This is a genomic window from Serratia sp. szju, assembly GCF_044594185.1.
GTDB classification, from domain to species: domain Bacteria; phylum Pseudomonadota; class Gammaproteobacteria; order Enterobacterales; family Enterobacteriaceae; genus Serratia; species Serratia bockelmannii.
In genome coordinates this window covers 4291286-4305902 of sequence record NZ_CP172576.1, presented here as the reverse complement: position 1 = coordinate 4305902, position 14617 = coordinate 4291286, and the positions used below count along the sequence as shown (strand labels likewise).

The window sequence follows — 14617 nt, the reverse complement described above, 5'->3', positions numbered from 1 at the left end:
TTACCAGGTGACCGTCATCGTGACGGTGTCGTTATAGGTGTCTGCCGCCGGGGTAGAACCGGCCGCCGGGACGCGGCCATACACGATCAGCGGAACGGCGGCGCCGGTGCCGGTGCCGGTCCGCGCGTTGGCGCCGCTGCCCCAGGCGGTAGTGCGTGCGGCATCCTGGTACAGGTTATAGCTGATGAAGGCGCCTGCCGTGCTGGCCATGCGGCGTTGGGTGCCTGAAGTGACATGGAGCCCGTTGTCCAGCGCCACCGTGTAGTCTGTGCCGGTAGTGCAGGTCAATGACAGCGTACCGGCCCCCCCTGCGCCGGTGGCGCTGGCGTCGATGATGTTGGCCAGTGAAGAGTAAGTACCGAAGCTGATGGAGCCGAAGTCGTTGACGGAACCGCTGCTGCTGCCGCCCCCCACGACGCAACCGGCGCCGATGGTCAGCGTCACGCCTAACGTGCCTTGAATGGTGCCTGCTGCGTTAGCCGCGCCGTTGGCGCACAGCAGGGTTGCTACCGAGGTCAATGCCATCAGAGTTTTTTTCATCTTAATTCCTTGCCGTATGAGAGAAAGCCCGCAAAGACGCCACCCAGAGGTGAGTTGAACGTATTCATTTAGCTGCACTTTAATTAATAGAATAAGAATCGGGAATTGTCTTGATGAAAACGAGAAACTTTTTATTCTCATTCCCCCGGTTGACGGGGCTTGTAGGCGAGGTATACCGATAAAGTGAAATGATTAGAATAATAACGAACGGCGATGGGAATATTATTAGCGTTATTTTATTGCCGGGGAATTTCATTCCCCGGCGCGGTATCGTTTACAGGTGGAAATCCAGCGCGCCGTCGCGCACCAGTTCGCGCGGCAGGTTATTCTTTATGCGGCTGCCGATGCGTTTGGCGATGCCCAGCGGTTGCCCCTGATAGGTGACGATGCACTCGTCGCCCGCCGGCGGCTGCTCAGGGTAGAGATCGCGGCCGTGATACCACTCCTGGGCCAGCGCGGCGTCCAGCTCGAAATGCTGTTTGCCGCCGGCACCCGCGAGGGCGATCGCCGCTTCGTGCTGCCAACGGAAACCTTTCGGGAAGCGCTCCGCCAGCTTGAGGCCGATACGCGAGAAGCGCACTTTGCCAAACAGCGGCTCCAGCTCGGCCGGGAAGAGCCAGATTTCCTTGTCGCGCTCCCACAGCCGGCTGTCATCGCCCCAGGTTAAGCCGGATGCGGCGGCGGCTTGGGCGACCAGCGCCGCCTCTTTGCCGGATAGCGGGCTGAACGGGAATTTACCGACTTTATAGGTCGGCTTCACCAACGGCGCCACGGCGTGTTTTTTACGCAGGCGGGCGACGAAAAACCCTTCGCTGTCGTAAATCTGCGGGAAGACGTGCAGGAATCCTTCGGCGGTCAACGCCTTGTCGGCGCCGGGGAACAGCTCACCCAGCGGCTCGACGCTGACTGCGTCGCCATAGGTATCCAGCAGCCAGCGCACCACCTGCTGATTTTCCTGCGCATTGAGCGTGCAGGTGGAATAAACCATCACGCCGCTCGGTGCCAGCGCATGAAACGCGCTGTCGATCAGCTCGCGCTGGGTGGCGGCGATCTCGGCGACGCTGTCCGGCGACCAGTTGCTCATGGCGTCCGGATCCTTGCGCACCACACCTTCGCCGGAACAGGGGGCGTCGAGCAGAATGGCGTCGAAACTCTCCGGCAATGCAGCGCCGAACACCCGGCCATCGAAGTGGGTCAGCGCGGTGTTCTTCACGCCGCAGCGGCTGATATTGGCGTGCAGCACTTTCACCCGGCTGGCGGAGTATTCGTTGGCGACGATGCCGCCCTGGTTGCCCATCAACGCGGCGATCTGGGTGGTTTTGGAGCCCGGCGCCGCCGCCACGTCCAGCACTCGAGTAGGCGCCGCGTCGCCCGAGAACAGCGCGCTGACCGGCAACATCGAGCTGGCCTCCTGAATATAGAACAGACCGCTCAGGTGTTCGGCGGCGCTGCCTAATCGCAGCTCTTCATCGTCGCGCTCGATCCAGAACCCTTCCGCGCACCAGGGAATGGGCTCCAATCGCCAGTCGTAATCCTGCACCAGCGCCAGGAAGTCGGCGACGCTGATTTTCAGCGTGTTGACGCGCAGACTGCGGCGCAGGGGGCGCTGGCAAGCGGCGATAAAATCGTCCATCGCCAGCTCGGCGGGCATGATGGCGCGGGTGGCGTCGAGGAAAGCGGGGGGCAGAAAAACGGCGGTGGATTTGGCCACGGGGCGAACTCTCAGGGTGCAATAAAGACAAGGGCGAGAGTTTATCACAAAGCGGAAAAAAACAGGGCCCGGCATTGCCGGGCCCTGAGGAAAACGCGAAAGTTAATCGCGCGGAATGGCGGTGCCCCAGGTTTTCCAGTCCTTCGGCTCTTCCGGATTCAGCAGGAAGTGCTTGTTCGGCGTCGCTTTCGGCGCCAGCGGAATAGTCGGCGGGGTGGCGAAGGCGATACCGCCGCGAATGAACTGCTGGAAGGTGCCGCTCTTGATCACGCCGCCGGTCAGGCCGAACTGCAGGTTGTAACCCGACGCCAGCCAGAACACGCTGTTGTTGCGCACCAGATGTTGATACTTCTTGCTGATGCGCAGCGCAACGTGCACCCGGTCGGACATGGCGCCAAGGTAGAAACCGGTGATGGTGCCGACCTCTACGCCGCGGAACAGCACCGGCGTGCCGATCTGCAGCGAGCCGGTTTCGGCGGCGTCGAGCACGACGCTCAGGCCGTCGAGATAGCGCGAGTCGGTGATGCTGGCCTGCTGCAGTTCGAAAGTGCGCAGCTCGCGGCCGCGCCCCGGCTCCACGTTGATATAAGGCTGGAGCAGGGTATCGAGGTTGCTGACGCCGGCGGCGGAGATCTCCGGCGACACGATCGAGAAGCGGCTGCCGAGGCGCGCGAAGGTCTGCACGTATTCCGGATACAGCACCGCTTTAGCCAACACTTCGTTGCGCTCCGGCGCCAGCTGCAGCGACTCCACCTGGCCGACGTCGATGCCGAGGTAACGCAGCGGCATGCCCGCCGACAGCTTGCTGGCGTCGTAGGTTTTCAGCGTGATTTGGCTGCCCACCGCGCGAGCGGCGGTTTCGCTGGCGTAGAGCACGCGGTTGGCGCCTTTGTTCAGCGTCACGCCCTGCAGGTTGTCGAAGCTGATGGCGCCTTTCAGCGCGCGGTTGAGCGGGGAGGCCTGCACCGTCAGGCCGCTGCCGTTGAGCTGCACTTTGGCGCCGCCTTCGGCCCAGAAGATGCTTTCGCGAGTCAGCAACTTGCGGTATTCCGGGCTGATGTAGACGTCCACCTCAAACTCGTTGGCCTTCGGCCGGACGTTGACGATCTCGCCCACCTGGAATTTGCGGTACAGCACCACCGAGCCGGCCTGCACGTCCGGCAGGCTGGTGGCGCTGAGGGTCAGGGTGGTAGAAGGGGCGTTGCCGACGATGCCTTCCTCGGCTTTTTCGCTGTTGGCGTATAGCGGGTACTGGCCGCCTGGTTCCCCTTTGCTGCCGGGGATAATGCGCACGCCGCCGTCCACCCATTCCTGGGCGCTGGCGCCGAGCACTTCCATACCGTCAATGCCCAGCTTGACGTCGAGACGGCTGTTGACCACGAATTTGCTGTCTTTATGCAGCAGGCCGCGGTACTGCGCGTCGATGGCGGCGGTGAACACCACGCCGCCGGCGGTCAAGGTGCGGCTCAGGATTTGGCCGACTTTCACGCCGTGCACCACCAGCGGCTGCCCGACGTCGATGCCGTAGCTTTGCGGCGCATTCAGCGTGACGGTCAGCACACCCGGCTGTTGCAACAGCGTTTCGCTGCTGTCCAGCACGTTGAAGCGCTGCTGCGGTTCGCCTTCACCCGGCACCAGTTCCAGCGTGGTGCCGGTCAGCAGTTGGCTGAGCTTGGCGTCGTTGAGGCTGATGCGCGGGCTGCGCATCACGATGCGGGTGCCGCTGCGCATCAGATCGACCACCGAAGGATCGATGGTCAGTTCACCGATGACTTTGCTGTCCTGTTGCAACGTCAGCTTGGTCAGGGTGCCGACCTGCAGTCCCTGGTACATCAGCGGCGTGCGGTTTTCACTCAGGCTGTTGCCGCTCGGCAGATCCAGCAAAATATTGACGCCGCGCTGGCTGTGGGCCAGATCCGGATACAGGGTATAGCTTTGATCGCCCTTGGCCTGCTGGCCATCGGCCGGCGAATCGAAGGCGATGGCGCCGTTGACCAGCGCCGCCAGGCTCTCCATTTGCACCGTGGCGCCGGACAGGCTGAAATCGCCCTTGAAGCCGGAGACATTCCAGAAGCGGCTGTTGCTCTTCACCAGGTTGGCGAAGCGGCGGTCGATCAGCACGTCGATGGTCACGCCCTTGTTGCCTTCGCTGATGGTGTAGTCATACACCTTGCCGACCGGGATTTTACGGTAATAGACCAGCGAGCCGCTGTTGAGCGAACCCAGGTCGTCGGCATGCAGGTGAATCATCAGTTCGCCGGTGTTTAGGCGGTACTTCGGCTGGGTATCGAGCGCGGTGAAGTGGGTTTGCTCCTTGCCGCTGCCGGGCATCATGCCGATATAGTTACCGCCGACCAGCGCATCGAGCCCGGATACCCCGGCCAGCGAGGCCTTGGGCGTCACTAGCCAGAACTGGGTGCCTTCGCGCAGCGAGTCTTCCAGATCGCTTTTGATGCTGGCTTCCACCACGATGCTGCGTAAATCTTTGCTCAGGCTGATTTTTTGCACCGTGCCGACCTCAACGCCCTGGTAGCGCACCGGCGTGCGGCCGGCGACGATGCCTGCCGCTGATTGGAAATCGATGGTGACGGTGGTGCCGCGCTCCTGGAAATTGTTATAGACCAGCCACCCGGCGATCAGCAGGGCGATGAACGGCAGTAACCAGAACGGTGAAATGCGGCGTTTGTTCTTGACCCGCGCTTCAGTCGGTGTAGTCGGCGTTTCCTGTTGCATGTGCATCCCAAATCAATCGGCTATCGAGCCATTCAACGGCAAGAATAGTCAAAATGACCGCCGAGCCAAAGTAAAACGCGGCCGGTCCCATAGTAAAAGATAACAGTTGATCGCGATTTACCAGCGACATCATCAAGGCGATAACGAACAGATCGAGCATCGACCAACGGCCGATCCAGGTGACCAGGCGCAGCAGACGAATGCGCGTTTTCAGGCTGTGCGAGGTTTTGAAGTGGATGCTCAGCAACAGCATGATCAGCACGATCACCTTGGTGAAGGGCACCAGCACGCTGGCGATGAACACGATAGCGGCGATCGGCACGTTGCCGGAGGTGGCCAATGAGACCACGCCGGAGAAAATGGTGTCTTCCAGCCGCGTGCCGTTGGCGTAAATGATGGAAATCGGCAGCAGGTTGGCCGGTATCAGCAGGATCATCGCGGCGATCAGCGCCGCCCAGGTTTTCTGCAGGCTGTAGGGCTGGCGATGGCACATCGGCACATGGCAACGCGGGCAGCGGCCGCGCGCGTCGGGATAGCCGGTATAGTGGCAGGACAGACAGATGTGCAGCGCCGTCGGCGGGCCTTCCGGCTGTTCCTGCGGATAGTAGCGCTCCCACAGCTGCTCCAGGTTGACGTGGATCAGCGTCAGGATGCTCAGCACCGTGAGCGACAGGTAAGCGATCAGCGCGCTGCCGGGCTGGATGTCGGCGTAATCCTGCACTTTGATCGCCGCCACCGCCATGCCGATCAGATAAATGTCCAGCATTACCCACTCTTTGAGCCGCTCCAGCATCAGCAGCACCGGGCGCAGGTTCATGCCGAGCGCATGGCCGACGCGCAGGTACAGCAGCGACAGCACCAGCGTCAGCGGGGCGCCGAGGGTGCAAAACGCCACCATGCTGGCGGTGAGCGGATCGCCCTGGCGGCTCATCTGCCAGATGCCCTCCAGCAAACTGGCGTCGATGCGCGTGCCGAGCAGACGAATGCTGATCAGCGGTTCGGTGAAGGCGAACGGCATCAGCAGCAGCATGGCGATCGCCATGGCGGTCAGACGCGTCATCGACCAGTCGCGGCCGTTCACCACCTTGGCGTTGCAGCGCGGGCAATAGGCGGCTTGATTGCCGCTGAGCGGCGGCAGCACGAACAGCAGGTCGCACTCGCAGCAGCGCTGGTGACGCGCTTTGGAAAGGGGAGCGGTGATCGCGTGTATTTTCATTTTTGACAAGTAGCTGCCCTTGAGCCCGCCGGAAGTGTCAGCGTAGCTGAAAAATAAACCGGCCGCGTCACCGGCGATCGGGCGCCGGACGGTAAAACGAGGTAAACCGGGATTCTGAGCGGCAAACATACCCCGAGCGACGGGGTTTTGTGAAGCAACAGATGATTAACCTTGTGGCTATACGCATTTAATGCTTATTTTATAGGGCCTAAGCTTTGGGCTTCTGGCCATCTTCACTGTTTCAATGGTTAACACATGACAAAAGAACAATTCTACGCGGAATTAAAACGTGACCTGAGCGCGTTGCTCGGCGGGGAAACCAACTTTATCGCGGCGCTGTCCAACGCCAGCGCGTTGCTCAACGAGCGTCTGGATGACGTGAACTGGGTCGGTTTCTATCTGATGGAGGGCGACCAGCTGGTGCTGGGGCCGTTCCAGGGCAAGATTGCCTGCGTGCGCATTCCGGTGGGCAAGGGCGTGTGCGGCACGGCGGTGGCGGAAAATCGCGTGCAGCGCGTCGGTGACGTGCATGCGTTTCCGGGCCATATCGCCTGCGATGCGGCCAGCAACGCGGAAATCGTGCTGCCGCTGGCGGTTGGCGGCCGAGCGATCGGCGTTTTGGATATCGACAGCACGGTTTATCAACGCTTCGACGAACAGGATGAAGTGGGCCTGAAAGCAGTGGTGGCGGGGCTTTGTGAGCAACTGGAACAGTGTGACAGTGCGAAATATGTGACTGTAGCGGCAAGTTGATCGACGGTTAACGTGGCAATTACCGATGGCGTCATTATAATGACGCCTGTTCATGCCTGTGGCTTGTTGGCAATACCGTTGTAATCAGGAAATTTCATGGAAAATCAACCTAAGTTGAACTCTAGTAAAGAAGTCATTGCTTTTCTTGCCGAGCGTTTTCCGCTCTGCTTTAGCGCCGAAGGCGAAGCTCGTCCGCTGAAAATCGGTATTTTTCAGGATTTGGTAGAGCGCGTGCAGGGGGAAGAAAATCTCAGCAAAACGCAATTGCGTTCTGCCCTGCGCCTATATACCTCAAGCTGGCGTTATCTGTACGGTGTCAAGGTTGGCGCACAGCGCGTCGATCTGGACGGCAATCCGTGCGGTGAACTTGAGCAGCAGCATGTCGATCATGCTCGCCAGCAGCTTGAAGAAGCCAAAGCGCGCGTTCAGGCACAGCGTGCCGAACAAAACGCCAAAAAACGTGAAGCCGCCGGCGAATCCGCCGATGCCGCTCCGCGCCGTCCGCGTCCAGCCGGTAAAAAGCCTGCTGCACGTCGCGAAGGCGGAGCCGCGCCGGAAAACCGCAAGCCGCGCCCACAAACTCGCCCACAGCCCGCTCGCCAACCTCGTGCAGCCAAAGAGGAAAGCCAGCCGCGTTATGCGCCAGTCACGGATATCTCTAAACTGCAAATTGGCCAGGAAATCAAAGTCAGAGCAGGCAAGAGCGCGATGGATGCTACCGTACTCGAAATCGCTAAAGATGGCGTACGTGTGCAGCTCTCTTCCGGTCTGGCGATGATTGTGCGCGCAGAACACTTGCAGTTCTGATACGGAGGCCAACCCAGGCATGAACAAATTCGTCAGATTAACAGCGATTGCAGGGCTGCTGTGGGCGGGTGTCAGTTACGGCGCGGAAACAGCCAACATCCGCATCGGCCAACTGCCCCAACTGCAACAGGAACCCCAGCACGCTACGGTGAGTGAGCGCGTCACCTCGCGCTTCACTCGCTCTCATTACCGCCAGTTCGCCCTCGATGCGGAGTTTTCAGGCAAGATCTTCGATCGCTACCTGAACATGCTGGACTACAACCATAACGTGCTGCTGGCCTCCGACGTGGCGCAGTTCGCCGGCAAACGCAATCAGGTTGGCGAAGAGCTGAAAACCGGCAAGCTGGACACCTTCTACGCGCTGTTCAATCTGGCGCAGAAACGCCGCTTTGAGCGTTACACCTATGCGTTGTCGTTGCTGGACAAGCCGATGAACTTCACCGGCAACGGCACTATCGATCTCGACCGCAGCAAAGCGCCGTGGCCGAAAGACAAGGCCGAGCTGGATAGCCTGTGGGATGCGAAAGTCACGTATGACGAGCTGAACCTCAAGCTGACCGGCAAGACCGACAAAGAAATCCGCGACACGCTGACCAAGCGTTATCAGTTCGCCATCAAGCGCCTGACGCAAAGCAACAGCGAAGACGTCTTCCAACTGGCGATGAATGCCTTTGCGCATGAAATCGACCCGCACACCAACTATCTGTCTCCGCGCAACACCGAGCAGTTCAACACCGAGATGAGCCTGTCGCTGGAAGGCATCGGCGCAGTGCTGCAGATGGATGACGACTACACCCTGATCAACTCGATGGTGCCGGGCGGACCGGCGGCGAAGAGCAAGGCGATCACCGTAGGCGATCGCATCGTCGGCGTCGGCCAGGCCGGCAAACCGATGGTGGACGTGATCGGTTGGCGTCTGGACGACGTGGTGTCGTTGATCAAAGGGCCGAAAGGCAGCAAGGTGCGTCTGGAAGTCCTGCCGGCCGGCAAGGGCACCAAAACCCGCGTGGTCACCTTGACCCGCGAGCGTATTCGCCTGGAAGACCGCGCGGTGAAAATGACCATCAAGACCGTCGGCAAAGAGAAGGTGGCGGTGTTCGACATCCCTGGCTTCTACGTCGGTCTGACCGATGACGTGAAAGTGCAGCTGCAGAAGATGGCCAAGCAGAACGTCAAGAGCGTGATCATCGATCTGCGCACCAACGGCGGCGGCGCGCTGACTGAAGCGGTGTCGCTGTCCGGCCTGTTCATTCCGAGCGGCCCGGTGGTGCAGGTGCGCGACAACAACGGCAAAGTGCGTGAAGACGCCGACACCGACGGCGTGACCTACTACAAAGGCCCGCTGGTGGTGCTGGTCGATCGCTTCAGCGCCTCCGCCTCCGAGATCTTCGCGGCGGCAATGCAGGATTACGGCCGTGCGCTGATCGTCGGCGAACCGACCTTCGGTAAAGGCACCGTGCAGCAGTACCGTTCTCTGAACCGCATCTACGACCAGATGCTGCGCCCTGAGTGGCCAGCGCTTGGCTCGGTGCAGTACACCATTCAGAAGTTCTACCGCGTCAATGGCGGCAGTACCCAGCGCAAGGGCGTGACGCCGGACATTCTGATGCCGACCGGCGTCGATCCGGCGGAAACCGGCGAAGCGTTTGAAGACAACGCTATGCCGTGGGACAGCATCAATGCGGCGACCTACAGCAAGACAGGCGATATGACGCCGTTCGAGCCGGAGCTGCTGAAAGATCACCAGCAGCGCATTGCGCAAAATCCAGAGTTCCAGTACATCGCGCAGGATATCGCGCATTACAAGGCGCTGAAGGATAAACGCAACATCGTGTCCCTCAATCTGGCGGTGCGCGAGAAAGAGAACCACGATGACGACGCGACCCGTCTGAAACGCATCAACGAGCGTCTGGAACGCGCGGGCAAGAAGCCGCTGAAATCGCTCGACGATCTGCCTAAGGATTACCAGGAGCCGGATCCGTACCTGGATGAATCCGTGCATATCGCGCTGGACCTGGCTCATCTGGAAAAAGATCAGCCCGCTCAGCAGCCAACGCCGGCCAAATAAGGCCGCGTACGGCAGGATGAAAAACGCACCCTCGGGTGCGTTTTTTTATGGCGACGCGAAAGCCGGCTTCCCAGCAGGGTGAAGGGAGGTGGGCTGATGCATCGCCTGACAAATTTAGGGTAAAAAACCCTACGCCTTACGCAACAATCGTTTACAATTTGCCAAATCCCGGTCGCGCGCCGTTTTTGTAAAGTTTCGTATTTTTAGTAGGTTAATGACGCGCGACTCTTGAAACTGTGACGGATGCCCATACGATCTAGGGTATCTTAGACAGCGTTTTGTTAACATTTATGAGGAAGTAAACAATTTATGATGCGTATAGCTCTGTTCCTGCTCACCAACCTGGCGGTGATGTTGGTTTTCGGGCTGGTGCTCAGCCTGACAGGAATCCAATCCAGTAGCGTTCAGGGCCTGATGATCATGGCCGGTCTGTTCGGCTTCGGCGGCGCTTTCGTGTCGTTGCTGATGTCCAAGTGGATGGCGCTGCGCTCTGTCGGCGGGGAAGTGATTGAACAACCGCGTAACGAAACAGAAAACTGGCTGCTGGAAACGGTACGCCGTCAGTCGCAGCAGGCGGGCATCGCCATGCCGCAGGTCGCTATCTACCACGCGCCGGACATCAACGCCTTCGCTACCGGCGCACGCCGCGACGCCTCGCTGGTCGCCGTCAGCACCGGCCTGCTGCAGAGCATGAGCCGCGACGAAGCGGAAGCGGTCATCGCGCACGAAATCAGCCACGTCGCCAACGGCGATATGGTGACCATGACCCTGATTCAGGGCATCGTGAACACCTTTGTCATCTTCATTTCACGCCTGATCGCGCAGGTCGCCGCCGGTTTCCTCGGCAACCGCGACGGTGATGGCGAAGGGGAAGGCAACGGCAACCCGATGATTTACTTCGCCGTGTCGATGGTGCTGGAACTGGTGTTCGGCATCCTGGCGAGCATCATCACCATGTGGTTCTCGCGTCACCGCGAGTTTTATGCCGACGCAGGCTCTGCCAAACTGGTAGGCCGCGAGAAGATGATCGCCGCCTTGCAGCGCCTGAAAACCAGCTACGAACCGCAGGAAGCGGGCAGCATGATGGCGTTCTGCATCAACGGCAAATCCAAGTCGTTCAGCGAGCTGTTCATGTCGCACCCGCCGCTCGACAAGCGTATCGAAGCGCTGCGTTCCGGCCAGTACCTGAAGTAATCGGCTGAATGAAAGGAAAAACCCCGGCTTGCCGGGGTTTTTTTATGGCATGCCTGAACCGCTTTTTCAGCGGCGGCGGATTCAGCAATGAAATTCGGCGATGAATGGGGTAAAGCGCTTTACCAGAATTTACGGGCGTTAACGCGGTGCAGCAGCGTCCGAAGTCCCTGAAGCCCACCTGCAAACAGCGTCTTTCGGCCTCTCGGTCTGGGCCGGCACGGTGCCAGTCCATCCGGTGAGAGGGCAAGCCGCATCGGGCTCGGTCACGACCGCCTGTTTGGCTTTGGATGCGCATGTTATATGCTTTGGCGCAATGACATTTGTCCCTGAGGCCCTATGAAAATCAACCACCTTCCCTTACTCAACGGTGATGAGGTACCGGCGCGCCTGGCCGCATTGGCTGGCGGTGTCGCCTATGCGGTTGCGGAATTGTTGAACCGGCATGATGACGATGATGAACCGCCGGCTATTCGCTGGCATTCAGGCGATCTGCGCCTGCCGGCGTTTTTCCCCGACGAGCACGACGGCCACGATTACGATTACCTGATCGTGGACGGCGATGTGATCGTGGAGGGATGCCTGGCGGTGTCACCGCAGCGAGAGGACGGCGGCATTGTCGTGCTGGGGCGGCTGCAGGCGGATACGCTGATTTGCTGGGGCGGACTGGTCGTGCGTGACGATGTCCGCATACGCCATGCCTATTGCAGCTCAGGAAACGACAGCGCGTTCGTGGTGGGGGGAGACCTGACCGCGCTCACCCTGGTAGAAACGGGGGAGTTTATCCATGTCCATGGCGACCTCGACGCGCGATGTCTCGCTTCGTTGCAGAACTTCGTTCAGGTTGACGGAGAGACGCGCTGTGACTGTCGAATCGACAGCGCGCAGTCCGAAGATCTGATAAAGCGCATGTTCACCCCCGGCCTACTGAAAGCCTTCGAGGGGATGGATCACGACGGCCAACGCATTGTTGGCTGGTATCCGGATGACGACGCCTATTTAGCCTGTTTACGACAAGGCCGAAGCCCCTTGAGGCACGGAGACTAACGCCTGGCCTACAATGCTCACGGCATTGCGTCCGACGCGGTCCGGCTCAGGCCGGCCGTCAGTGCTGGCCCCGTCGGTTTTACAATCGATGGGAGCCCGGCTCGTTTATGCCCGCTATTTCACCTCGCGGCTCGGCTGCGCCGCTTGCGCCGTCGATTGGGTGATGCGCAGGCTGCTGACGGCCGCCGCCAGGGTGGCGAACACCCCAGCCAGGATCAGTGAAGCGTGGGTGCCGGATGTGGGGAACAGGTTGAACATCAGCGCCACCAGCGCAGCCCCCGAGGTTTGCCCCAGCAGGCGCGCGGTGCCCAGCATGCCGCTGGCGCCGCCGCTGCGGTTGCGCGGCGCGGCGGAGATGATGGTGTGGTTGTTGGGCGACTGGAACAGGCCGAAACCGGCGCCGCACAGTATCATGCGCCAGATGATGTCCATATTCGACGGCGCCGCCGGCAGCAGCGCCAGAGAGAACAGTCCGAGCGCGAACACCGCCAGCCCAATGCAGCCCAGCAGGCCGGCGTGCACGCGCTCCACCAGCCGGCCGGCGATCGGCGCCATCACCACGATCGCCAGCGGCCACGGCGTCAGCAGTAGCCCGGTCGCCACCTCGTCGCGGCCCAATGCACTTTGCAGGAAGAACGGCAACGACACCATCGCCAGCATTTGCGCGGCGAACGAACAGATTGAGGTGCCCATCGACAGGGCGAAGATCGGGATGCGCAGCAGGTCGACGGGCAGCAGAGGGAATTCCTGGCGTAACTGACGGCGCACGAACACCGCGCCAATCGCCAGCAGCGCGGCGATCTCGCTGAAGATCAGCGTCAGGCTCTGGCCCTGGGCGAAGCCGCTGATGGCGGTGATCAGCAGGCCGAAGGTCAGCGCGTTCAGCACGGCGCTGGTGGGATCGAAACGGCGGTTATCGCTTTTTTGGCCGTTGGCCGGCAGGAATTTCATCCCCAGCAGCAGCGCGACGATGCCGATCGGCAGGTTGATGGCGAATAGCCATTGCCAGGATGCGACCGACAGGATCGCCGCCGCCACCGTCGGCCCGGCCGCCGAGGAGCAGGCGACGATCAGCGAGTTGATGCCCATGCCGCGGCCGAGAAAACGCTGCGGGTAGATGATGCGGATCAGCGCGGTGTTGACGCTCATGATAGCGGCGGCGCCAAAGCCTTGCAGCACGCGGGCGATGGTCAGCGTGAGCAGCGAGTCGGACAGGGCGCAGAACAGTGAGGTGATGCTGAACACCAGCAACCCGGCCTGGTAGATACGGCGGTAGCCGACCAGATCGCCGAGCGACGCCAGCGACAGCAGAGAGACGGTGATCGCCAACTGATAGGCGTTGACCACCCAGATGGAACTGGCCGGGCTGGCGTTGAGATCGCGAGCGATGGTGGGCAGCGCCACGTTGGCTATCGCGCCGTCGAGCACGGATACGGTAATGCCGAGGGCGATGGCGAGGATCGCCCCATAGCGTTGCGGGACGGGGAGGCCGTCGGAACAAGGACGCATGTTGGTCTCAGCGGTATTTATTCAGGGGAGTATTATCATGCTAATCATATTCGCCTGTGATTGCATGCCCCTTGTCCGCTTAATTGTAAACGGCGGTGAGCGGGCCAACGGTTATCCATTTGGCTTCAATTGCTTAGCGCTCAGCTGCGTTGCGCGCTGCGATCTGTTCCGATTATACTGAAACCCTTGTTTAAATTTCCTGAAACAAAACCGTTAAGTAGGGTATGCACCATGGCTAACGCAGATTCAGACAAGCAACCGGATGCCGTCTCATCCGTGATGAAAGTGTTCGGCATTTTGCAGGCGCTCGGCGATGAGCGCGAGATTGGCATTACCGAACTGTCCCAGCGGGTGATGATGTCTAAAAGCACTGTCTACCGTTTTCTGCAGACCATGAAAGCGCTGGGCTACGTTTCACAGGAGAGCGAGACGGAAAAGTATGCGCTGACGCTCAAGCTGTTCGAGCTGGGCGCCAAATCGTTGCAGAACGTCGATCTGATCCGCAGCGCCGACGTGCAGATGCGCGAATTGTCGAATCTTACCCGCGAGACCATCCACCTCGGCGCTCTGGACGAAGATGGCATCGTCTACATCCACAAGATCGACGCGATGTATAACCTGCGTATGTATTCGCGCATCGGTCGCCGCAACCCGCTGCACAGCACCGCCATCGGTAAAGTGCTGCTGGCCTGGCGCGAGCGGGATGAGGTGGCGCAGATCCTGTCGCAGATTGAGTTTACCCGCAGCACCGAACATACGTTGGCCAGCGCCGCCGAACTGTTGCCGGTGCTGGATCGGGTTCGAGCGCAGGGATACGGCGAAGATGCCGAAGAGCAAGAAGCGGGGATCCGCTGCATCGCGGTACCGGTCTTTGACAGGTTCGGGGTAGCGATCGCCGGGCTGAGCATCTCTTTCCCGACGCTGCGCTTTTCCGAAGCGGCGCGGGAGGAGTATGTGGCGTTGCTGCACGTCGCCGCCCGACGCATTTCCGAACAGCAGGGCTATCACGACTACCCGTTCTGACCCTTCGCTTCGAAGAACA

General features: G+C 60.4%; 11 protein-coding genes. 6 read left to right on the top strand and 5 right to left on the bottom strand.

The window, feature by feature from the left end; all coding sequences use genetic code 11:
• The 4 genes from RE418_RS20300 to yebS form a co-directional block, all read right to left on the bottom strand.
• The gene (locus tag RE418_RS20300; protein ID WP_016928005.1) at positions 1-540 is read right to left on the bottom strand and encodes a spore coat U domain-containing protein; all 540 of its coding nucleotides are present in this window, start codon (positions 538-540) and stop codon (positions 1-3) included.
• Positions 541-814: 274 nt separating this feature from the next.
• Entirely contained in the window at positions 815-2251 is a 1437-nt protein-coding gene (rsmF, locus tag RE418_RS20295) for a 16S rRNA (cytosine(1407)-C(5))-methyltransferase RsmF (RefSeq protein ID WP_025302584.1), read from the bottom strand.
• Positions 2252-2353: 102 nt separating this feature from the next.
• Entirely contained in the window at positions 2354-4984 is a 2631-nt protein-coding gene (locus RE418_RS20290; protein WP_025302585.1) for a PqiB family protein, read from the bottom strand.
• Complete coding sequence (gene yebS / locus RE418_RS20285; RefSeq protein WP_025302586.1) at positions 4953-6200, bottom strand: membrane integrity lipid transport subunit YebS; 1248 nt, start codon at positions 6198-6200, stop codon at positions 4953-4955. The genes RE418_RS20290 and yebS overlap by 32 nt, the downstream gene beginning before the upstream one ends.
• Positions 6201-6455: 255 nt before the next feature.
• Between yebS and RE418_RS20280 the strand changes: the two genes are divergently transcribed.
• From RE418_RS20280 to RE418_RS20260, 5 genes are all read left to right on the top strand, one after another.
• Positions 6456-6953 (top strand): GAF domain-containing protein, encoded by a 498-nt coding sequence (locus tag RE418_RS20280; protein ID WP_025302587.1) that lies wholly within the window; start codon positions 6456-6458, stop codon positions 6951-6953.
• Positions 6954-7049: 96 nt separating this feature from the next.
• Positions 7050-7760 carry an RNA chaperone ProQ gene (gene proQ, locus RE418_RS20275; protein ID WP_004931497.1) on the top strand — a complete coding sequence of 237 codons (711 nt, stop codon included), beginning with the start codon at positions 7050-7052 and terminating at the stop codon, positions 7758-7760.
• 19 nt (positions 7761-7779) lie between these two features.
• Positions 7780-9828, top strand: a complete 2049-nt coding sequence (gene prc, locus RE418_RS20270) for a carboxy terminal-processing peptidase (RefSeq protein ID WP_016927999.1) — start codon at positions 7780-7782, stop codon at positions 9826-9828.
• A gap of 309 nt (positions 9829-10137) precedes the next feature.
• Positions 10138-11022, top strand: a complete 885-nt coding sequence (gene htpX / locus RE418_RS20265; protein ID WP_016927998.1) for a protease HtpX — start codon at positions 10138-10140, stop codon at positions 11020-11022.
• Between the two features lie 336 nt (positions 11023-11358).
• Positions 11359-12066, top strand: coding sequence for a hypothetical protein (locus RE418_RS20260; protein ID WP_399675499.1), 708 nt, complete (start codon positions 11359-11361; stop codon positions 12064-12066).
• Positions 12067-12180: 114 nt separating this feature from the next.
• Here RE418_RS20260 and RE418_RS20255 read toward each other — a convergent pair whose 3' ends face one another.
• Entirely contained in the window at positions 12181-13575 is a 1395-nt protein-coding gene (locus RE418_RS20255) for an MFS transporter (protein WP_025302590.1), read from the bottom strand.
• A gap of 231 nt (positions 13576-13806) precedes the next feature.
• On the opposite strand from RE418_RS20255, the gene kdgR reads away from it, so the two are divergent.
• Positions 13807-14598 (top strand): DNA-binding transcriptional regulator KdgR, encoded by a 792-nt coding sequence (kdgR, locus tag RE418_RS20250; protein WP_060432940.1) that lies wholly within the window; start codon positions 13807-13809, stop codon positions 14596-14598.
• The last annotated feature ends 19 nt before the right edge of the window (positions 14599-14617 follow it).

Excerpts from the sequence above, each read along its gene's own strand:
- yebS (WP_025302586.1), bottom strand. The coding sequence starts at position 6,200 with ATGAAAATACACGCGATCACCGCTCCCCTTTCCAAAGCGCGTCACCAG.
- RE418_RS20290 (WP_025302585.1), bottom strand. The coding sequence starts at position 4,984 with ATGCAACAGGAAACGCCGACTACACCGACTGAAGCGCGGGTCAAGAAC.
- kdgR (WP_060432940.1), top strand. The coding sequence starts at position 13,807 with ATGGCTAACGCAGATTCAGACAAGCAACCGGATGCCGTCTCATCCGTG.
- RE418_RS20260 (WP_399675499.1), top strand. The coding sequence starts at position 11,359 with ATGAAAATCAACCACCTTCCCTTACTCAACGGTGATGAGGTACCGGCG.
- prc (WP_016927999.1), top strand. The coding sequence starts at position 7,780 with ATGAACAAATTCGTCAGATTAACAGCGATTGCAGGGCTGCTGTGGGCG.
- htpX (WP_016927998.1), top strand. The coding sequence starts at position 10,138 with ATGATGCGTATAGCTCTGTTCCTGCTCACCAACCTGGCGGTGATGTTG.
- RE418_RS20255 (WP_025302590.1), bottom strand. The coding sequence starts at position 13,575 with ATGCGTCCTTGTTCCGACGGCCTCCCCGTCCCGCAACGCTATGGGGCG.
- RE418_RS20300 (WP_016928005.1), bottom strand. The coding sequence starts at position 540 with ATGAAAAAAACTCTGATGGCATTGACCTCGGTAGCAACCCTGCTGTGC.
- proQ (WP_004931497.1), top strand. The coding sequence starts at position 7,050 with ATGGAAAATCAACCTAAGTTGAACTCTAGTAAAGAAGTCATTGCTTTT.
- RE418_RS20280 (WP_025302587.1), top strand. The coding sequence starts at position 6,456 with ATGACAAAAGAACAATTCTACGCGGAATTAAAACGTGACCTGAGCGCG.